General features: G+C 54.5%; 19 protein-coding genes and 1 pseudogene. 14 read left to right on the top strand and 6 right to left on the bottom strand.

The genetic code is table 11. The annotated features are described in order from the left end of the window. Positions 1-85: 85 nt before the first annotated feature. Together AC2FNE_RS06545 and AC2FNE_RS06540 are read right to left on the bottom strand one after the other, a co-directional pair. Complete coding sequence (locus AC2FNE_RS06545; protein WP_496804998.1) at positions 86-907, bottom strand: hypothetical protein; 822 nt, start codon at positions 905-907, stop codon at positions 86-88. 65 nt (positions 908-972) lie between these two features. After that, positions 973-2,424 (bottom strand): DUF1254 domain-containing protein, encoded by a 1,452-nt coding sequence (locus tag AC2FNE_RS06540; RefSeq protein ID WP_496804997.1) that lies wholly within the window; start codon positions 2,422-2,424, stop codon positions 973-975. 689 nt (positions 2,425-3,113) lie between these two features. Between AC2FNE_RS06540 and AC2FNE_RS06535 the strand changes: the two genes are divergently transcribed. After that, positions 3,114-3,428 (top strand): hypothetical protein, encoded by a 315-nt coding sequence (locus AC2FNE_RS06535; protein WP_170608946.1) that lies wholly within the window; start codon positions 3,114-3,116, stop codon positions 3,426-3,428. A gap of 137 nt (positions 3,429-3,565) precedes the next feature. Here AC2FNE_RS06535 and AC2FNE_RS06530 read toward each other — a convergent pair whose 3' ends face one another. Then, positions 3,566-4,129 carry a peroxiredoxin gene (locus tag AC2FNE_RS06530; protein ID WP_496804996.1) on the bottom strand — a complete coding sequence of 188 codons (564 nt, stop codon included), beginning with the start codon at positions 4,127-4,129 and terminating at the stop codon, positions 3,566-3,568. 236 nt (positions 4,130-4,365) lie between these two features. Between AC2FNE_RS06530 and AC2FNE_RS06525 the strand changes: the two genes are divergently transcribed. Next, complete coding sequence (locus tag AC2FNE_RS06525; RefSeq protein WP_496774370.1) at positions 4,366-4,824, top strand: hypothetical protein; 459 nt, start codon at positions 4,366-4,368, stop codon at positions 4,822-4,824. A gap of 164 nt (positions 4,825-4,988) precedes the next feature. Here AC2FNE_RS06525 and AC2FNE_RS06520 read toward each other — a convergent pair whose 3' ends face one another. Next, positions 4,989-6,017 (bottom strand): LacI family DNA-binding transcriptional regulator, encoded by a 1,029-nt coding sequence (locus tag AC2FNE_RS06520; RefSeq protein ID WP_496804995.1) that lies wholly within the window; start codon positions 6,015-6,017, stop codon positions 4,989-4,991. 568 nt (positions 6,018-6,585) lie between these two features. On the opposite strand from AC2FNE_RS06520, the gene AC2FNE_RS06515 reads away from it, so the two are divergent. From AC2FNE_RS06515 to AC2FNE_RS06480, 8 genes are all read left to right on the top strand, one after another. Then, positions 6,586-7,608 carry a Gfo/Idh/MocA family oxidoreductase gene (locus tag AC2FNE_RS06515; protein WP_170609005.1) on the top strand — a complete coding sequence of 341 codons (1,023 nt, stop codon included), beginning with the start codon at positions 6,586-6,588 and terminating at the stop codon, positions 7,606-7,608. After that, positions 7,605-8,564, top strand: a complete 960-nt coding sequence (locus AC2FNE_RS06510) for a sugar phosphate isomerase/epimerase family protein (RefSeq protein WP_496804994.1) — start codon at positions 7,605-7,607, stop codon at positions 8,562-8,564. The genes AC2FNE_RS06515 and AC2FNE_RS06510 overlap by 4 nt, the downstream gene beginning before the upstream one ends. A 1-nt stretch (position 8,565) precedes the next feature. Next, complete coding sequence (locus AC2FNE_RS06505) at positions 8,566-9,339, top strand: TIM barrel protein (RefSeq protein WP_170609009.1); 774 nt, start codon at positions 8,566-8,568, stop codon at positions 9,337-9,339. Positions 9,340-9,363: 24 nt separating this feature from the next. After that, the gene (gene iolG, locus AC2FNE_RS06500; protein WP_170609011.1) at positions 9,364-10,359 is read left to right on the top strand and encodes an inositol 2-dehydrogenase; all 996 of its coding nucleotides are present in this window, start codon (positions 9,364-9,366) and stop codon (positions 10,357-10,359) included. A 141-nt stretch (positions 10,360-10,500) separates the two neighbouring features. Next, a complete protein-coding gene (locus AC2FNE_RS06495) occupies positions 10,501-11,241 on the top strand; it encodes an ATP-binding cassette domain-containing protein (RefSeq protein ID WP_170609013.1) in 741 nt (246 codons plus the stop codon). Then, positions 11,238-12,311, top strand: a complete 1,074-nt coding sequence (locus tag AC2FNE_RS06490; protein ID WP_496804993.1) for an ABC transporter permease — start codon at positions 11,238-11,240, stop codon at positions 12,309-12,311. Before AC2FNE_RS06495 ends, AC2FNE_RS06490 begins: the two co-directional genes overlap by 4 nt. Before the next feature lie 40 nt (positions 12,312-12,351). Further along, positions 12,352-13,344, top strand: coding sequence for a sugar-binding protein (locus AC2FNE_RS06485; RefSeq protein WP_170609015.1), 993 nt, complete (start codon positions 12,352-12,354; stop codon positions 13,342-13,344). Between the two features lie 71 nt (positions 13,345-13,415). Continuing rightward, a complete protein-coding gene (locus AC2FNE_RS06480; RefSeq protein ID WP_170609017.1) occupies positions 13,416-14,219 on the top strand; it encodes an SDR family NAD(P)-dependent oxidoreductase in 804 nt (267 codons plus the stop codon). Here AC2FNE_RS06480 and AC2FNE_RS06475 read toward each other — a convergent pair. Beyond that, a complete protein-coding gene (locus tag AC2FNE_RS06475; RefSeq protein ID WP_170609019.1) occupies positions 14,213-14,944 on the bottom strand; it encodes an SDR family NAD(P)-dependent oxidoreductase in 732 nt (243 codons plus the stop codon). The two genes, AC2FNE_RS06480 and AC2FNE_RS06475, sit on opposite strands and share 7 nt — an antisense overlap. 76 nt (positions 14,945-15,020) lie before the next feature. Here AC2FNE_RS06475 and AC2FNE_RS06470 point away from each other — a divergent pair, with 76 nt between their 5' ends. The 3 genes from AC2FNE_RS06470 to AC2FNE_RS06460 are packed head-to-tail and all read left to right on the top strand — an operon-like array spanning position 15,021 to position 17,615. Next, positions 15,021-16,031, top strand: coding sequence for an amidohydrolase family protein (locus AC2FNE_RS06470; protein WP_496804992.1), 1,011 nt, complete (start codon positions 15,021-15,023; stop codon positions 16,029-16,031). Continuing rightward, complete coding sequence (locus AC2FNE_RS06465) at positions 15,931-16,641, top strand: SDR family NAD(P)-dependent oxidoreductase (protein WP_496804991.1); 711 nt, start codon at positions 15,931-15,933, stop codon at positions 16,639-16,641. Before AC2FNE_RS06470 ends, AC2FNE_RS06465 begins: the two co-directional genes overlap by 101 nt. A gap of 11 nt (positions 16,642-16,652) precedes the next feature. Next, entirely contained in the window at positions 16,653-17,615 is a 963-nt protein-coding gene (locus AC2FNE_RS06460) for an aldo/keto reductase (protein WP_170609023.1), read from the top strand. 69 nt (positions 17,616-17,684) lie between these two features. Here the strand turns inward: AC2FNE_RS06460 and AC2FNE_RS06455 are convergent. After that, positions 17,685-17,834, bottom strand: a pseudogene (locus tag AC2FNE_RS06455) (IS6 family transposase); the annotation flags it as partial. A gap of 335 nt (positions 17,835-18,169) precedes the next feature. Between AC2FNE_RS06455 and AC2FNE_RS06450 the strand changes: the two are divergent. Next, positions 18,170-18,784 (top strand): DUF1326 domain-containing protein, encoded by a 615-nt coding sequence (locus AC2FNE_RS06450; RefSeq protein WP_496804990.1) that lies wholly within the window; start codon positions 18,170-18,172, stop codon positions 18,782-18,784. Positions 18,785-18,919: the final 135 nt, after the last annotated feature.

The raw sequence follows: 18,919 nt of genomic DNA, 5'->3' as shown, positions 1-18,919 counted from the left end.
GCAGGCTTTGAAATTGGCTAAATATTCTGATTTAAGGCAGCGATTCTCAGAAAATATCCAAACAACTTGATTTCGCAGTCGAAATTCAGCCTTTGGGGAACAACAACTGCACAGTAAATCCCACTTGCCATTCTGGCGCGCTGGAGGGCCTTTCAACGTTGTAGTACGCCTCGGCACGAATATTGACCGGTTGATTACCCCATTTGGTTACCTTTCCGGCGCCGCCACCGATCGGAAGCAGTAGCCTTTCACCCGATGGCGCTTCCCAATTGTAAGTGATGACCATATCGCTGATCAGATACCAACCGTTGTCCAAGTTGTAGTTTATGAAAGGTTCCAGAAGCGTTTGATTGACGTCCTGGCGATCGCTGTCTCCGTCAAACGACCAGAGATGACGGATCAACCCGCCATACGTACCCCAGCCTGGTTGGTTAAGAGCCACTGCAGAAAGACCCGCACTCCACTTTCCGCTCCCCAACCGGTCATCCGTTGCACTGTCTGCTGTAATGGAAGGACCGATACCCCAGATCCATCCATTGACTGGTTTGACCGGACTAGCGAACAGCGTGTAGTTAATGTCGCCCAAACCTGTTGTACGACCAGACTGAGATGGGCCGCCGATCCCTGAGTTGCCCGGCAATCCAGCTACACCACCAGGTGCGTCGTAGAGCGGGATGATAAAGCGTGAAACAAGGTTCCAGTCGCCAACCGTAACCGGAATTACAGGCTGAATCGCAAGTGAGTTTGCTTTCCCATTCGGTGCTCCATTGTCGAATGTGAACTTGAAGGGAACGCTAACCAATGAGCTGATTGGGTTCTGGACCGCCGCGCCTAAGTCTGAGGCAGAAGCTGCTGTCGCGCCAAAGGCTGTGACTGCCGCCATGCAGGTTGCAAACTTTCGTAACATGTCCTGTCCTTACCCCTGATCTGTTAGAAAAATCTCGAACTTGTCCGATTGGACTTGGAATGTCTTCACTCACTCGCCTTCTCAATGTCTGGTAAGACCCAAGTCTGGTCCAGGAAGGGCTGTTCGGGAGAATAGAGGCGGAAGTATGGAAACCACGCGCGGCCAGCTTCAGTCGGTATCCAATTCGTTCTCTCAGCTTCCCCCTCAGGCGCAGAGGGACCTATAAAAATGTCTATTGAACCATCCTCATTATAAGAAAGGTCCATACGAGACGAGCGGTCAGCGACTTCATAGTCATTTTGAACCAGTGTCCGAGTGCTCACCTCGTAAACTGTTAGTGACCAGAATGCTTCAGCTGGAACATCTGCAGGCAAACGCAGCACATAGTCGGTACCCCCATCGAGCCAGTCGCCGTCAGCGTCCTTGTAGGTTGCCATGTATACTTGGCCTTTACCTGTCTTCTGACCGTGCATGGCCACATCATTCGTTACAGCTTCGTAGAACCACGCAGCCCGTTCATCCAGGTGATCGTAAAACTCGTCCCGCTGATCTGGGTTTGCCGTGGTTGCATATTCCCATTGCACATCATCGCGGTAGTGGCTCGTTTCGACGCGTTTGGAATAGTCGTTAGCCTTGGCCATTGCTTCACCGACAACGGCAGCCTCCATGAGGATGCGCTGTTCCCGCCAGCCGGGGCTGAAAGCCTTTCCCTTTTCAATACCAAGCGGCTTTAGCATCGCCATGAAAAAGCGATCACGCTCGAAAACGGGCTCCCGTTGAATCGTATCGTTGAGCAGTTCCCAGTACTCGAGGCCCACCGGCGCTGCGGCCATCCAATATTTGGCTTCGGGGGTGATGTGGCCCCGCGGCTGGGGATCGTCACGCTCCGACCAGGGATAGATCTTGATCTCTTCCAACAGCGCCATGCGCTCATCTCTATCCTCCGGCATCAGGCGAATGCCCAGCAGGACGCCGTTGGTCGGCGAATGGTAGACCTTGTAACTCTCCGCCTCCGGGACCTTTTGGTCAGGCCCTGCGAAGACATATTTCCCGGGCTCGGTGATCTGCGTGATTCCGATCTGCCACATGTCATGCGCTGCCCCCCGGACCGAACCTTCCGGTCCCGGCATTTCGACGACCCACGGTCCATCAGCAAGATCAATGAAGGGCAGGACATAAGGTGTCGTGGCGTTGTAGGTCAGGCCGCCGATCTTGTCGGCGTAGCTTTCCACGAATACGATTTGGCCGTTTTCGGCACCGAGTTCGTCCTCGTGAGCCCGTCGCCACTGGGCCATGCTGACTAGCGGGATCGACCAGATGTACGCTTGGACGGCTCTTTGGAAGTCCATTGCGTCATATAGCTTCGCAACAGTTTCGTCTGTGGGGTAGCCGGTAGTGAAACCGTGTGTGAAGCTAAGTGGTCCTATGCGTGTATCAACTGTTTCCTGCGCAAAAGCAGAGAGTGGTGACCACGAAAGCATGCTCAAAGCAATGGCGTGTTTCAGCGAAAAAAACATTCGAGTAATCCTCTCCTCTCGCCGCAAATATCGCTTCAAAAGTGTTTCGGCCTGACTCCCGCAAGAAAACACGGAGCAAAGCGTTGCGCGTTCGCAGACCTCTTTTTTGAAGGGACCTCAACAAGCGTTTGGTCTTCGATCTACTAGGACTTCAAGCCATGAGTTAGTATACGCTGACAAACCAATCAGACTTTGAGCCAAATCAAGTTTGCCGGATCAAAAGGCCACTAAGCTAACATTGTGCCCGGCGTCCAGCTACTCGCTAGTATTCAGCAACAGTACATCTAAGCGTCATTCGTGAGCGGCTTGATTTAGCGTCGCGGGCGGAAGCTATGAATTTGTCGGAGGTTCCAACCAAGGATAGCGCCGATCCAGGATCGACAGTGTTTGGTCCGTGAAACTTGACAATGTACGTTCACCGATTTTTTCGGGAAACACAGTTTGGAAGCACTGAAACGCAATGCGAAGTCTGCTTAATATCAGTTTCACGTGCAGAACAGAATTGAATGTTCGTGTTGGAACTAGTTGTTCTCCAGAGGTTTTGGATCAGTCAAAAAATCGAGAAGCGTTACTGCGAGCAGCATGAAAAGTAGCAAAGCGCTTGATTCCGTGACGATTCAACGTTTTTCTATGCCCTAATGGGGTCCTGTTCTTGGGACGCCAAACCTAAAGTGGTAAGGATCGCTATTATGAAGTCTTTGGGTTCGATTGTGGCGGTGGTTCTACTCGTGCCAATAAATGCCCTAGCTGGAACAATTTCTGATAAACATCCGGACTTATTAATTTGTCCATATTCCGGTTCAGGTGGCCTTCCAGACGGAACGGTCGTTTTGTACTTAGCGGGAACAGGCGAAGATGGTTCTGTTGTCTATCAATCGCAAGGATCAAACAGCATAACCGCAATGTATGATTCTGACGGCAACCTTAGCGGGCCGTCAGAAAATGTATGCGGTGGCATGACGCTGTCGGAACTTGATGCGAACGGTAGCACTAGGAACTACTGAAAGATTCGTGAACTTGGCCAAAAACAGAAAAAGTCGTGTTTTGTCGGCTGATTTGTTCGCATAGCAATCGTTCACGCAGAATGCAGCGAATGACCGGGGCGAGCCCTTTTGTTCAAATGCCGCGGAGCGCACGAGTGTCAGCTTTGCGACTTCACCCAATCCAAAACGTCATCGGCGTTCCTGTCTGGTGGGAACACTGGATAAAATGTTTTCACGATCTTCCCGTCAATCACTATCAGCGCCATCCGCTTCAGAAGCGTCATACCCTCAACATCAAAAGTTGGAAGCTGATGGGTCTTGGTGAAGTTCAGCTCTCCGTCGGACAACAACGGGAATGGCAAATGCATACGGTCTGCAGCTTCGGACTGATACTCTGTGGATTGGGTGGATAGACCGAAAAGGTGGGTGACGCCGAGCGCCTTCAAATCAGCATGGTGATCGCGGAAAGCACAGGATTGGGGCGTACAGCCGCGTGCGCCAGGAATGCCATCCCAGCCATCGGGTAACGGTGTGTCGGGCCTTCCGGTCATCGGATAGATGTAAATGACGACCATCCCGTCAAGGCTGGCTAAATCAACCGTTGTTCCATTTGTTGCTGGGAGGCTAACGGATTGTAACTTCGACCCAGTCAGATGGGCTGCTGCGCCATCGTCATCTGGGATAGGCAACTGCGACCAGTCTACCTGGTTCAGGTTTGTCATAGTGTTATTCCTCTCAGACTTGATTTCGTGCCTTTCAATATTCGCAAAATGCGGACATTGGAACAAGCGCGGATGGGGTCCGCTTTGTCCGCAAAGTAGACGTTCAAGCGAGTTGCAGCGAACGTCCGAGTTGCGGACAAAGCTGACTTTGCAGGTCCAGCTATGAGTTCCCTTCCTAGCAATAAATAACATAGGCTCTATCATGCTGGCTTTGCCCCACTGTCGAAGGAAACAACATGTTGCGTTCAATGCTAATCCCCGCAGTTCTAATTGCACCTCATTGTCTGACTGCTGCAGAGAAAGTGTCGGCAACGAACTTCTATGTCGTCAACCAAGAGCAAATTTCCGCGGGCGAGGACGTGTTCTGGAAAGAGGACAACTATGGGACTTATACTGTTGACGAGGGACCAATCGATCCTGGTTTTGTCCGGTGCGTGGGCTCGGGTTTCGGCGGGCCCAGCGGTGTCAGCGGCGGTGGCGTCTGTGTTTTTGGTGAACAAGAGGACACGTTCACCATGAGATGGAAGGTTGTTGCCTTCGGCGTCAACAACTGGCGGATAGTTTCCTCTACCGGCAAATATTCGGGGATGACTGGAAGTGGAACGACCAAAACACGTGTGGCGTCAAAATTCCTGGCGCTACCGCACCGTATTTCTGACTGGGAAGGCGAGGTTGCTTTGCCCGCTAGGGATTGAAACTCGAACTGAAAAGGTCGGGGATGGCGCTGGTTTGTGAGGTAGGCAGAAGCCGCATTGGGCTCATACCAGACGTTGGGTAACCGCCCTGCCCCGCTCAAGCAAAGTTCTTCTGACAAGACCCTAGCTATGAGTCCTGAGACTAAGGACTTTGCGTCCAAACCTCAGACACTTTCTGGTGTGTAAATGTCGAACCCGAATGCGACTCGGTGCGCGCCACCGTAACGGCCGGCAATTTTGGCTTTAATCAGTGTTGCGACGGTTTCTCGCGCAAAACGTTGCATCGGATGCGAAATGATCATGGATAGTGTGCCATCAATCAGGGCGGCACGCGTATCGTCGAAAAGTTCGTAACCAACTGCAACGAAGTCGTCTCGTTTAGGCATCGCCCTTAGGGCTGCAATTGCGCCCGTGACACCTCCTCCTGAAATGTAGAGGCCACAGAGGCTTGGATGTTCGGTGAGCAGCGTTTCCACATGTTCGCGGGCGACAGCCGCAGATTCGTAAGTCGGAAGTGGTTCGAGAACCGAAAAGCGGGAGTTGTGTTCTCGAAAATAGGACCGGAATCCGCTTTCGTTCATTTCCTGGTTCCGAAGCCTATGACTTCCAACAAGAACCCCAATCTCTCCGGGTATCCGCACCATCTTGTCAAAAGCCCAGGCGGCAGTTCGTCCTACCTTCCAGTTGTCGAGCCCAACGAAGCTTATGTTCCCCTTCGCGGATAGTGGGCCAATTAGAGACACGATTGGAACGCCCTGCTCCAACACGGCATCGATAGAATCCGCAACAAGCGGATGCTGAGGAGCTACGATTGCTAGCGCCTCGCAACGCTCCCCCATCGAGATGATGTGATTTGCAACTTTTTCCGGCGACAGATCCTCTAAGAACTCCAGCGTTAGCTCAATCTTGTGACTGCCAAAAGTTTCTGCTGCGTAAGCGATAGCGTCACCAAGGTTTCGATAGAAGGCCCGAGAGCCTCTCTGCAGGAGCACGCCGAGGTGATGGGTGGTTCTTGTGGCTTTGACGGCGTGTTCAATCGTACCAAGGCCATAGAATCCGATTTCTTCTGCGGCGGCAAGAACACGCTCCTGCGTTGGCGAGCGAACCGATTTCGGTTGGTTTAGTACACGATTGACCGTTGAAACGGAAACGCCAGCAGCCTTTGCAAGGTCGGGAATTGTTGGTCTTTTCATCTCATTTAATCTCAAATAGATCGCGCCTCGACACGAAATGAGACGAAATTACATCTTTTGGAGAATTACTATTGATGTGAAAGATGTCAACGATGCACTCAGATGTCGTTGGCAGCGCCTGCAAGAGAGACTAGGCGTCAACGTTTTTGGGGGAGGCCAAATGCGCAATTGCGATACGAAACCGCCTGCTCTAGCAGATCGTCAATTATGTGCACCCGCTCGCGAACAATTCGGCCTAATGGCCAACATAAGAATTAGGCTGCAATCAAGAAGCCTTACAATCCGGGGAAAACGACAACAATTTCACCAAAACCTTCGCAGTAGAGGTGACCGCAGCGCTCTTCCCGTGCAACGCATGGGCGAAAGGCATCGCAGTGATCTTCGATTTAGCCCTGCGCGGCTTCTGAAACCTGATCAAGAAAGGCACCAATGACGCAACGCGTGTCGTCGCGGCCAATGGCGGTTCAGTCAACTACTTGCTGACCCAGAACTCCATCGGTCCCTTGCTAGTGTGAACTGAATGCGAGTGGTCAGCGAATGGCGCGACAAAACTGAGGGAGATCGTCGGATGATCCGACTCGCCATCGTAGGCGCGGGCTTAATGGGTGAGGACCATGCTCGTATCGTCGCGCAGAATCTTCCCATGGGGAAGCTTCAGGTCATTTGCGATATGGATAGGTCGCGCGCGCAATCTGTTGCCGACGCAACTGGAGCGGCAGATGTTTCAATCGAGCCCCAGGCGGTGATAGGCCGTTCGGATGTGGATGCCGTGATAGTGGCCTCGCCTGATTTCACTCATGCGCCGCTCACAAAGGCCTGCATAGCGGCGGGTAAGCCTGTTTTGTGCGAGAAACCCTTGTCTCAGTCTTCGGTCGAATGCCTCGATGTGATCAAAACAGAGCAGAGCGTTGGAAAACAGTATGTCATGGTGGGCTTCATGCGTCGCTACGACCAATCTTACGTCGAAATGCGGGAAGCGCTTACATCTGGCCGCCTGGGTCGCGCTCTCATGATGCACAATTTTCATCGCAATGTGGAAACGCCTGCGGCTGATTTCACTGCTGCCATGGCCATTACAAATTCTGCACCGCATGAATTCGATGTCGTGCGGCATGTTCTTGGTACTGAATTTACAAGCGTGACAGCACACCAGCCCCGGCGGTCCGACGACCGCGTCGCGCCGGTGGTGATGGTTGTGGAAACAGAAGACGGTCAACTGGTGACCATAGAAATCAACAACAACGCAGCCTACGGGTACGACGTTCGCGCGGAGCTGGTAGGTGAGGCAGGGTCTGTAACCATGAACAACGTGGCCTACACAAGGACGGACATTAAATTGGAGTCCAGGACGCGCTACGACGCCGATTGGCGCGGTCGCTATCACGAAGCTTATGTGCGACAGAACCGGGAATTTCTCCGCTTTGCTGAAACAAGCGTGTTCCCTGAAATCGCGTCGAACGCGTGGGATGGATACTGCGCGTCGGCTGTGGCCGAAGCTGGCGCCAGAGCGTTGACGACCGGCACGAAGCAGACCGTGGAAATCATATCGAAACCGGAATTGTACGATCGCCCAAAGGAGGCCGCGACATGAAACTTGGGTTTGTGTCAGACAGCCTAGGGGCAATGTCTCTGGACGGCATGCTCGACAACGCAGCGCGCTTGGGCGTTTCGGGGATCGAGGTGAATACCTGCGGCTGGTCCATGGCGCCGCACTTCGATCTGCAGGCAATGCTGAGCGATACTGGAGCCCGCAATGCATTCGAAACAGCCTTCTCGGACCGCGGGCTGGAGATCATCAGCCTGAATGCCAACGGCAATCCGCTGCACCCAACGGACCCGACTCAGGGCGAAGGACTGAAGGACACGATACGCGTTGCAGGAGCCATGGGAATCAAGACCGTCTGCACGATGAGCGGTCTGCCCGCAGGCCATGCGAGCGACACGATGCCGAATTGGATCGTCTCTTCCTGGCCACCTGAGACGAAGGAGATTCTGCGCTACCAGTGGGAAGAGAAACTGGTCCCTTTCTGGACCGACATCGTGAGCTTGGCTCGCGAGCATGGCGTTGAGCGCATCGCGCTCGAACTTCATGGCAACCAGTGTGTCTACAACGTTCCCTCCCTGAGAAGACTGCGCGAGGCGGTCGGGCCCGTGATCGGCGCGAACCTCGACCCCTCGCATCTTTTCTGGATGGGAGCAGACCCTCTGGTCGCGGCCGAAGCTTTGGGAGATGCGATTTACCACGTCCATGCCAAGGACACGTTGTTGAATGCGCCGGTTCAGGCGACGACAAGCCTACTGGAAAACGGCTCACTAATGGACGTCCCGGCCCGCAGCTGGTCTTACATCACGCTTGGCTTCGGTCACGGCGAGGAATGGTGGCGCCAGTTTTGCATCCGGCTCAAGATGGCGGGCTACGACGGCTGGCTGTCGATTGAGCACGAGGACGTGCTCCTGAACTCACTTGAGGGACTTGAGAAATCGGTCGCACTCCTGCAGGGCGTCATGCCCGGCAAGACCGCCGACTACAAACCACAGGATATCTGAGATGGCGTTTGAACTCGCGGCCTGCGCAGAGATGCTCTGGCAAGACAAACCGATCCACTGGCGCGCGACGCGTCTGAATGAGATGGGCTTTGGCGTTGGTCTCTGGAACTGGCCGGCTTGGGACTTGGACCAACTCGAAAAAACCGGTGCGACATTCACGATCATGAACGGCTATCTCGAGGGGAGGCTCGCCGATGCCGAAGGAGCCGACATGCTGCTGAAATCGGCCCGTGATACGGCGCAGGTCGGCAAACGCCTTGGCGTGCATCGCCTCAATCTGCACGGAACTGGTCTGGGTGATCGGGGTCTGCCGATCCAGCAGATAGCGCATGTCGCGCCGGGCATGTGGCTGCGCGCCCGCGATACACTGAACCGAATCTGTGACATGGCCGCTAAAGAGGGAGTGACCTTCACACTGGAAAACCTCAATCTACGCGAACATCCCGGCTGTCCATTCAATTCGACCTCCGATGTCCTGTCACTTGTGGCCGCGGTCGACCGTCCAGAGCTGCGGATCAACCTCGATCTTTACCACACTCAGATCGGAGAAGGGGATGTGATCCGCCACGCTAAAGCCTGTTTGCCGTGGATCGGCGAGGTGCAGGTGGCCGATAATCCCGGTCGCTGCGAGCCCGGCACAGGCGAGATGAACTGGCCCGCCATTGCGCGCGCTCTCGATGATCTGGGTTATGCCGGCCCCGTCGGGATGGAGGCCTTCGCCAAGGACAATCCGGAAGATGCTCTCGAAGCCTTCCGCGCCGCATTCACACTATAACCCTCTTTTCGGAAAGACCCCGCGATGATCAAAGTCGGACTTCTGGGCGCAGGCCGCATTGCCGGTGTACACGCCACCGCCATTTCCTCCAACCCGGGCAGCACTCTTGCTGCGGTTTCGGACTATATCCCTAAGAATGCTGAAAAGCTTGCCGCCGTATATGGCAGTACGGCGCGTACCACCGAGGAAATCATCGCGGATGACAGCATCGACGCGGTTTTGATCGCCACTTCTACGGACACGCATTCCGACCTGATCGAGGCCGCGACCGCCGCCGGTAAGGCCGTTCTCTGCGAAAAGCCTGTCGATCTCAGTCTTGAGCGGGCACGTGCCTGCAGAAAAAACACCAAGTCCTCCGGCAAACCCATCATGATTGGTTTCAATCGTCGGTTCGATCCGAATTTCAGCGCGATGAAGACGGCGCTCGATGCGGGCGAGATCGGAAAGGCAGAGCTTCTGTCGATCACCTCGTTCGATCCAGCGCCGCCGCCGGTTGCCTACATCAAAGTGTCCGGCGGTCTCTTCCGCGACATGATGATCCACGACTTCGACATGGCCAACTTCATGATGGGTCAGACCCCGGTGAGCATCATGGCCGCTGGATCCTCCATCGTGGACCCGGAGATCGGCGGTGCGGGGGACGTCGATACCGCTGCTGTGACCATGACCTATGCGGATGGGCGCATCTGCGTCATCAAGAACTCGCGGCGTGCCGTCTATGGCTACGACCAGCGTGTAGAGTTGTTGGGATCAGAGGGTCTCCTGCAAGCCCAGAACATGCTGCAAAACACCGTAGTCAAATCCACCACGGCCGGCGTGACCGCAGCAAAGCCCACTTACTTCTTTCTTGAGCGCTACATGCCGTCTTACGCTAACGAATGGGCTGCCTTCGTGGATGCTTTGGGCGACCGATCGGCGCTTCCGGTGACGCTTGATGACGGGATTAACTCGCTTGCGATGGCCGAAGCCGCAACGCAGTCTACGAAGACTGGCCAGCCAGTTAGGCTCTCAGATGTCTGACGTCGACCTCATCACAATAGGGCGCAGCTCGATGGATTTATACGGTGCGCAAATTGGCGCTTGTGTTAAGGTCGAAACGGTTGAGATACCGTCTCTCTAATTCGGTCGAGGTAGCAACAACATTATGGAGGTGTTGGCAAAATGAGCCTTTTGGAGCTCAAAAACATTACAAAGAGCTTTGGAGCCATTCATGCGCTGCAAGGCGTAGATCTTTCGATTGCTCCCGGCGAGGCCGTCGGATTAATGGGTGATAACGGTGCTGGCAAGTCGACCCTGATGAAAATAATTGCTGGTAACTTTCCTCCGACTTCCGGTGCAATAAGCATCGAAGGCCGGGGTATCGAATTCTCAAAACCCATAGACGCCCGGGAAGCGGGCATTGAAATCGTTTATCAAGACTTAGCCCTTTGCGACAACTTGACGGCCGCTGCCAACGTCTTTTTGGGGCGTGAACTCAGAAAAAAGCTTGGGCCAATTTCCATGCTGGATTATTCGGCCATGTACAGGAAGGCGGGCGAACTTTTTGGTGAGTTGAAATCCGAAACCCGCCCGCGAGACTTGGTGCGGCAGATGTCAGGCGGGCAACGTCAAGCCGTTGCGATCGCGCGCACAAGACTTAGTGATCCGAAACTTGTTTTGATGGATGAGCCAACGGCTGCCATTTCGGTGCGTCAGGTGAAAGAGGTCTTGGCGCTCATCCATCGACTGAAAGACACCGGTCACGCAGTCATCCTTGTTTCACACCGGATGCCAGATGTTTTTGACGTATGCGACAGGGTCGCGGTTCTACGTCGAGGCACAAAAGTTGCAGATAAACGTATCAGCGAAACGACCCCGGAAGAAGTTACCGGGTTAATCATCGGGGCAATCGAAGCAGCATGACCACTAATCCACCAACCGACGAAGAACTACGCCAACATCCGGGACACGGACCGGCGGACGAATTAAGCGAAATGGATCACGCGGCAATCGACGAGAGCATTACACACCGGCAAGAAGTTTCCGGATTTGGAGCAATCATAAGGACGCAGCCATTTTGGGTGTTCCTTGCGTTGATCGCACTTGCAGTCGTTATGACGTTCGTTTCCGACGCCTTTATGACGGAGCGGAACATCTTCAACATTACACGAAACATGGCATTCTTTGGGATCATGGCGCTTGGAATGTCGGCAGTTATTTGTACAGCGGGCATTGATCTCAGCGTCGGATCACTCGTCGGTCTGTCTGGGATCGTCACGGGCTTGATTATGCAGGCCGGCTTTGGGATCGGGCTCGGTTTTTTGGGCTGTATGGCTGTCGCTGCACTTGTGGGATTTGTGAATGGCGTTCTCGTCGCTTATCTGCGCATGCCACCTTTCGTCGTCACGTTAGGGATGTTGTCGATTGTCGTTTCGCTCGCACGGGTTGTCTCAAACAACCAGATGATCTGGGACTTCGGACCGGATCAGGACCTTTTTGAGTGGATCGGCGGGGGCAGTATCCTGAGCATCCCAAACGTGGTCTGGATGCTCACTATTTTGACGGCGGTGTTCTGGTGGATCTGGCGCTACTCGACCTGGGGGCGCTGGGTGATTGCCATCGGCGGCAATGCGCATGCGGCAAAGCTTGCCGGTATTCCAGTTGAGCGGATGTTGGTCTCTGTCTACGTTGTATGTTCTCTAACCGCGGGTCTCTCGGCGTTTCTCTTTGTCGGCTACACCGGCTCGGTCACAAACGCGATGGGCTTCACGTGGGAGCTAACCGTGATCGCGGCCACCGTGATCGGCGGCGCCAATCTGATGGGCGGCATTGTTTTTGCGCTTGGAGCGCCCATTGGCGCAGCGCTTATCGAACTTATTCGAAACTCGCTGATCCTCGCCGGAATACCGGCGCTCTGGCAACAATTTTTTGTCGGATTGTTCCTCATTTTGGCAGTTCTTCTGGAACAAATCCGAAACCGCGGGGGAAAATAACCCCTAACTACTACTCTTCAACAACTCAAGGGAGGAAACTATGAAGAGATTACTTGCAACCACAATGGTCGCAGCCATTGCAATGTCAGGAATGGCGCTTGCGGATGGTCACGCAAAAACATTTGCTCTCGTTCCAAAGGCAATGAACAACCCGTTCTTCGACCTGGCCCGTGATGGATGCTACAAAGCTCAAGAGGAGCTGGACGGTGTGACCTGTGAATACATAGGGCCCGGTGAGCACACCGAACTTGAGCAAATACAAATTGTACAAGACTTGATCACCAAAGGTATTGACGGTATTGCCGTCGCCCCGTCGAACGCTCCTGCAATGGGTAAAGTTCTCAAGGACGCGGAAGCCGCCGGCATTCCAGTAATCACTTGGGACTCGGATCTTCTCCCTGAAGATGCCAGTCTACGCACTACCTATGTAGGTACCAACAATTACGACATCGGTGTGAACCTGGCAAAACTAGTTCAAGCTCGCCATCCTGACGGCGGCACAATTTGTCTTCAAACCGGCGGCGCGGCTGCAGCCAACCATAATGAACGTCTTAAAGGTGCACGCGACACACTAGCCGGTGCGGATACTGGGACACCTCCGGGAAAAGCTCTTGCCGGTGAGGGAGGCTGGACAGAAATATCTGGTTGCCCGCTCATTACCAATGACGACGGTAACGTTGCCGTTCAAGGCATGTCGGACATTCTGGCTGCAAATGACGATCTGACTGCATTCTTGTCCACTGGAGCATTTACACAGTGGTTCGATAACGCCTATCGTTCAGCCGCGGAGCCATATAAAGCAAAAATGGACTCCGGCGATTTAACTATTGTTGTAGCCGACACACTGCCGATGCAATTGGAGCAAACTAAAGACGGCCTTGGTAATGGCCTCGTGGGTCAGCGTCCGTACGAAATGGGCTATAAGGCGATGTTCATCCTCAAAGACATTGTTGATGGCAAATCCGTTGATGATCCTATCTACACCGGTCTCGACGTCTGCAACAATGACAACGTGGACACTTGCGTGAAGTAAATTGTGACCAGTGCTAGCCGTGAGCGGCGCGTTTAAAACTGCGCCGCTCAACTCATTTTTGGAGAGAACTAATGCAACATGAGGCCCTTAAGAATGGTTCAGTCGCCGTCATAACGGGTGCTGCGTCTGGTATTGGGCTAGCTACAGCCCAAGCATTGTCAAAGCGCGGGATGCACATTGTTCTGGTTGATCTGGATACTCTGCGCCTCGAAGCTGCTGCTGCAACACTTCACGGCCCATTTCTTTGCCAAGCAATGGATGTTTCTGATGCAGGTGCAATGGTTGTGCTTGCTGACCGCTGCTTTAGCGAGTTAGGCCGCGTTGATCTCTTGATGAATAACGCGGCCGACCGTGTAGCAGGCGGTACTGATGATGCGCTTGATGCATGGCATCGCACAATGGAAGTCAATTTTTGGGCGGCGGTCTATGCAGAACGTGCATTTCTACCACGCATGCTAGATCAAGGACGTCCTGGGATTATTTTGAATACAGGCTCGAAACAGGGCATCACTAACCCACCAGGCAACGTCATTTACAACGTTACAAAATCAGCTCTCAAAACGTACACAGAGCAGTTGCAGCACAAGCTCCGCAACTCCGAAGAATGTCAAGTAACTGCACACCTACTGGTTCCAGGCTTTACCATTACCGGCCCCCACAAGCCCAATCCGGGAGGGTGGAGCCCCGAACAACTTGTCGACTATATGCTCCCACGTCTTGAGCGTGGCGATTTCTACATCATTTGCCCGGATAATGAGGTGACTGAGGAAATGGATGCAAAACGGATGGCTTGGGCGGTCGGCGATCTAATCGAAAATCGGCCTCCTCTATCACGTTGGCATCCGGATTGGTGTGAGACCTTCAAAGCTCAATAAGTCGCCCGCCCACCAGACAGATCGAAAACAGAAGCCGTCGTGAAAGAGTTTTCTTCGCTGCACAACCAAGTGACCATAGCTGCAATCTCCTCGACGTCGACGAAGCGGGCACGCGGAATTTTCGACAGCATGTACTGAATGTGCTCTTCCGACATCTGGTCAAAAATCCGGGTCCGCGCCGCCGCCGGTGTCACGCAATTAACCGCGATGTTGTGATCCGCGAGTTCCTTGCCTAGCGATTTTGTTAATGCGATCACACCCGCCTTTGAAGCAGAATAGGCGCTAGCCTGCGGATTACCTTCTTTGCCTGCGACAGAGGCGATGTTGACTATCCGGCCATAGCCTTTCTCCTTCATGCCCGGCACGACCGCACGGTTCACAAGGAAGGTTCCGGTCAGATTGACTTCCATGATTTGACGCCATGCGGCGATATCATAATCTTCCACCGGCGCGTTGGGTCCAGCGATCCCGGCGCTGTTGACGACGATATCGATCCGACCCAAAGCATCGCGAGTCGCATCCCGCGCCTCGCGGACACTTTCCCAATGCGAAATGTCGCAGGCGAAAAAGGACTCCACTTCCGACTGCGCGACGTTTTCTGCATCCATGTCCCATATGGCCACCTGTGCTCCGCTGGTCCGAAAGCGCGCTGCTATGGCCTGCCCTATGCCGTTTGCTCCACCGGTTACAACGGCAACCCGCCCTTCGAGATCGTAGCTGTTCATGTCTTGCCTCTCGTCCTTTTCTGCCAACATATTCCACTTTGTCGTGACTTGCGGCCCGGATTGGCGCAGTCTCACAGTGAAGACAGGTTACGAAATGGCGCAACGCGTGCAAAGAATTGATGCGCATCAACACTATTGGGATCCGGAGCGCGGAGACTATTTTTGGATGTTGCCGGATGCGCCGATTGCACGCGTCTTCGGACCCGAGGATCTGCAACCTTTGCTGGCCGCTCATGGCTTCGCGCAAACCGTGCTGGTGCAGGCAGCCCCCACGCTCGCGGAAACGGAGTACCTTCTGAAAATCGCCGGAGAAACGGCGACCGTCGCTAAGGTCGTGGGCTGGATCGACTTTGAAGACCCAACGCAGATCTCAGCGCTGGAACGTTTTGCGGCCCACCCGAAATTTGTGGGCGTCCGCCCAATGATCCAAGATATTCCGGAGGATGACTGGATGCTCCGCCCGGATCTCGACTGGGTCTTTCGGGCCATCGAGGATCTGGACCTGACCTTCGATTGCCTTGGCTTTCCAAGGCATCTCGCAAACTTCCACCGACTGCTGTTGCGCCACGAGGGCATGCGCGCGGTGCTCGGTCATTGCCTGAAGCCTCGACTGGAACGAAGCGACAGCTTCGACACCTGGGCAGAGGGCATGCGCAAACTGGCAGAAGATACGGGCGCGTATTGTAAGGTTTCAGGCCTTGTTACCGAGGCAGAGCATGACTGGTCGGATAATGTGTTGTGTCCTTATGTACATCACGTAATCGACGTATTTGGGCCAGACAGAGTGATGTTCGGCTCCGATTGGCCGGTCTGTCTGCTACGCTGTCAGTACAGCGATTGGGTTGCGCAAGCAGCGCGCCTATCCGCACATCTGGGCGAGAAGGCGCAGGCAAAAATATTCGGCGAAACAGCAAAAGTTTTCTACAGAAAAGGATGGCAATGGTATGACCTTTGCAAATTATCCAAGCCTCAAGGGCAAGACAGTGATGGTCACGGGCGGCGCCTCGGGCATCGGCGCCGAGATCGTGCGAGGCTTTGCCAAACAATCGGCGAAGGTTGGATTTATCGACCTCGATGCTTATGGTAGTGCAGCACTAGCGGACGAGATCGGCGAGACGGCCACGTTTGAAATTTGTGACCTGCGCGACATCGAAGCCTTGCGTGCCGCAATTGACACGTTGCGCGACAGACTTGGGCCGATCACGGTGCTGGTCAATAACGCCGCGCGGGATGACCGGCACGACTGGAAAGACGTTACTCTGGAATATTGGGACGAACGTATGGCCACCAACCTGCGGCATATGTTTTTTGCCATTCAATCCGTGGCGCCGGATATGATCGCGGCGGGCGGCGGCGCCATCGTGAACATGGGATCCAACTCCTGGTGGGAAGCGGGGGGCGGTTTTCCCGCCTACACCACGGCAAAATCTGCCGTTCACGGCCTGACGCGCACGATGGCGCGGGATCTCGGACGGCATCGCATCCGGGTCAACACCATCGTGCCGGGTTGGATTATGACCGACCGGCAAAAAGACCTGTGGGTCACCCCGGAAGCCATCGCGAAACATGCTGACCGCCAGTGTCTGCCGGATTTGATAGACCCAGTCTACGTGGCCCGGATGGTCCTGTTTCTGGCGTCAGACGATGCCGCGATGTGCACGGCCAATAACTATATGGTCGAGGCCGGGTCGATTTAAGGGGGACAATTATGACACAAAACCCAATTGGAGCCACAAGGCTCGCCGTGACTTCTATCGGGTTCGGAGCCTCCGGCCTAGGCGATATGCCGGACACCTACGGGTACTCTGTCACCGAAGACCGCGCCCGCGCCACAGTTCGGTCGATCTTTGAAAGCCCGGTCAATCTTCTCGACACGTCGAACAACTACGGCTTCGGCCGCAGCGAGGAGCGGGTCGGTGCCGTGATCCATGAGATGGGTGGACTGCCGGACGGTTTTGTGCTCTCGACCAAGCTCGACCGCGACATGGAGACGGGCCGGTTTGACGCTGCTCGGGTGCGGCAATCCGTGGAAGAGAGCCTTAAGCGATTGTCCCTTGATCGCATTCCGCTGCTTCATCTGCATGATCCCGAACACGCGCGCGATCTGGGCGAGATCACGCGAGAGGGCGGCGCGATCGACGCGCTTTTCAAATTGAAAGAAGAGGGCATCGCGGAAGCGGTCGGGCTGGCCATGGGCCGGCTCGACATCATGGAACCGATCTTGCGAGACTATCCGTTCGATGCGCTGATCAGCCACAATCGCTGGACGTTGATCAATCGCTCCGCGGGTCGGATGTTCGATGACGCGTGCGCTCGGGGGATCGCGATACTGAATGCAGCACCCTACGCCGGCGGCGTTTTTGCCAAGGGCAGCGCAGAGATGCCGCGCGTCACCTACCAGATCGCTGACGCGCCCAAGCTCGAGCCAGTCAAGGCCGTCGAGAGGCTCTGTCGTCAGCATGGCGTATCGCCCGGGGCCGCGGCACTTCAGTTTTCGATGCAAGACGAACGTGTTGCTTCGACGATTGTCGGGGTCTCCAAGCCTGAACGGGTTAAACAGACGATCGACTGGGCATCTGAGAGTATCCCAGGCGCGTTTTGGGAAGAGTTATCGAAGCAGGCAGTGTCTTTTGAGGATCCAGAGGCGGATCGAGAGTACAAGCCTGGGTGACTTCTGTGGAAAGCTAGGTGCTGTCAGACTAACTCGAACCAGTCTCAGTTTGCCGGGGAAACCGCGAACCTATCCGGAACAGAGTTGACGCCACTCGCTAAGAGCGGCGGCGCGGGTCAGCTTGAAGGTGTCTCGGCTGATGAGAGATCTTTCCTGGTTGAAATGGTTATAGACGGAGGAATGGACGGAAGCGAATTTCTGCAAACTTCGCATGCGCCTGAGCGTGCCCTCCTCATCATTGGCCATATGCTGGGAGTAATCTACTACGTCCAGCATCATTATCGCGGCCAACCGCCTCTGAGGGTGCTCATTCATACAGTTTGACTTTCCCGGAGCACCTACAATCATAGTCCGCTTAAAAAGAGCCCACAAATACGCATCATGGATGCTGTTTCTACAAAACAAATGATTTCGATCAGGCTGCTCTGGGCTCGTCGCGGTCATTCGGCAAAATTCCGTGAACGTCTGCCTTGCGGACTTAGCGGTCATTGATTGCCAAAGGTGCGTGAAGTCAAAAGTTGTGACATACTCTCAATATTCAGGGAGGATTGATTATGGCTGGCTGGCATATCGAAGGCGAGTACATGGAAACTTGCAACTGCGATTTCTTGTGCCCATGCATTACGACAAATCTGACCGCGACGCCCACCGAGGGTGATTGCAAGGCAGCGATTGCGATGAAAATTCTTAAAGGGGAAAAGGACGGTATTTCGCTAGACGGTTTGTCCTTCATAGTCTTGCTTCACGCACCGAGCGCGATGTCCGAAGGAAACATCAAAGTCGGTTTGATTGTCGATGAGAACGCCAGTGATGCACAAACTGCAGCGATCGGCGATATCGCCACTGGAGCTGCGGGTGGTCCGATGGAGGCGCTAGGGCCCTTGGTCGGCGAAGTTGCGGGTGTCGAGAAACGACCGATCAGTTTCGTGTCCGAAGGAGACAAGATATCCGTGACAGCTGGTGAGTTGGTTCAGCAGGAGGTCGAAGCTGTCAACAGCGCGCTTCCGAATGGTGGCCCAATCAAGATCGATAATGTCCCACATCCGGTAACAACAACGCTCGCACTTGCGCGGGCTACAAAGAGTAAGTTCAATGCCTTCGGAGTTGAATGGGACGATTCCACTGGCTCCAGGAACGGACATTTCGCCCCGTTCGCCTGGTCGGGCTAACTCTACGCGCACTGTGACCACAGCAACTGGAACTGCGCTAGAGCGCAGCTTGAAGCGAGACCGGCTAATAGTGATAGCAGGTCTTTCTTCTGTCGTTGTTCTCGCTGCGATTTATACCCTGCTCGGGGTCGGCAT

The sequence above is a fragment of the Ruegeria sp. YKSD179 genome (genome assembly GCF_059612885.1).
The sequence above is the reverse complement of the archived record's forward strand: the minus strand, read 5'-3'. Positions and strand labels throughout refer to the sequence as shown.

What these genes read in the sequence shown, in the direction of transcription:
- AC2FNE_RS06545 (WP_496804998.1), bottom strand. Translation starts at nt 907, where the DNA reads ATGTTACGAAAGTTTGCAACCTGCATGGCGGCAGTCACAGCCTTTGGC.
- AC2FNE_RS06540 (WP_496804997.1), bottom strand. Translation starts at nt 2,424, where the DNA reads ATGTTTTTTTCGCTGAAACACGCCATTGCTTTGAGCATGCTTTCGTGG.
- AC2FNE_RS06535 (WP_170608946.1), top strand. Translation starts at nt 3,114, where the DNA reads ATGAAGTCTTTGGGTTCGATTGTGGCGGTGGTTCTACTCGTGCCAATA.
- AC2FNE_RS06530 (WP_496804996.1), bottom strand. Translation starts at nt 4,129, where the DNA reads ATGACAAACCTGAACCAGGTAGACTGGTCGCAGTTGCCTATCCCAGAT.
- AC2FNE_RS06525 (WP_496774370.1), top strand. Translation starts at nt 4,366, where the DNA reads ATGTTGCGTTCAATGCTAATCCCCGCAGTTCTAATTGCACCTCATTGT.
- AC2FNE_RS06520 (WP_496804995.1), bottom strand. Translation starts at nt 6,017, where the DNA reads ATGAAAAGACCAACAATTCCCGACCTTGCAAAGGCTGCTGGCGTTTCC.
- AC2FNE_RS06515 (WP_170609005.1), top strand. Translation starts at nt 6,586, where the DNA reads ATGATCCGACTCGCCATCGTAGGCGCGGGCTTAATGGGTGAGGACCAT.
- AC2FNE_RS06510 (WP_496804994.1), top strand. Translation starts at nt 7,605, where the DNA reads ATGAAACTTGGGTTTGTGTCAGACAGCCTAGGGGCAATGTCTCTGGAC.
- AC2FNE_RS06505 (WP_170609009.1), top strand. Translation starts at nt 8,566, where the DNA reads ATGGCGTTTGAACTCGCGGCCTGCGCAGAGATGCTCTGGCAAGACAAA.
- iolG (WP_170609011.1), top strand. Translation starts at nt 9,364, where the DNA reads ATGATCAAAGTCGGACTTCTGGGCGCAGGCCGCATTGCCGGTGTACAC.
- AC2FNE_RS06495 (WP_170609013.1), top strand. Translation starts at nt 10,501, where the DNA reads ATGAGCCTTTTGGAGCTCAAAAACATTACAAAGAGCTTTGGAGCCATT.
- AC2FNE_RS06490 (WP_496804993.1), top strand. Translation starts at nt 11,238, where the DNA reads ATGACCACTAATCCACCAACCGACGAAGAACTACGCCAACATCCGGGA.
- AC2FNE_RS06485 (WP_170609015.1), top strand. Translation starts at nt 12,352, where the DNA reads ATGAAGAGATTACTTGCAACCACAATGGTCGCAGCCATTGCAATGTCA.
- AC2FNE_RS06480 (WP_170609017.1), top strand. Translation starts at nt 13,416, where the DNA reads ATGCAACATGAGGCCCTTAAGAATGGTTCAGTCGCCGTCATAACGGGT.
- AC2FNE_RS06475 (WP_170609019.1), bottom strand. Translation starts at nt 14,944, where the DNA reads ATGAACAGCTACGATCTCGAAGGGCGGGTTGCCGTTGTAACCGGTGGA.
- AC2FNE_RS06465 (WP_496804991.1), top strand. Translation starts at nt 15,931, where the DNA reads ATGGTCACGGGCGGCGCCTCGGGCATCGGCGCCGAGATCGTGCGAGGC.
- AC2FNE_RS06460 (WP_170609023.1), top strand. Translation starts at nt 16,653, where the DNA reads ATGACACAAAACCCAATTGGAGCCACAAGGCTCGCCGTGACTTCTATC.
- AC2FNE_RS06450 (WP_496804990.1), top strand. Translation starts at nt 18,170, where the DNA reads ATGGCTGGCTGGCATATCGAAGGCGAGTACATGGAAACTTGCAACTGC.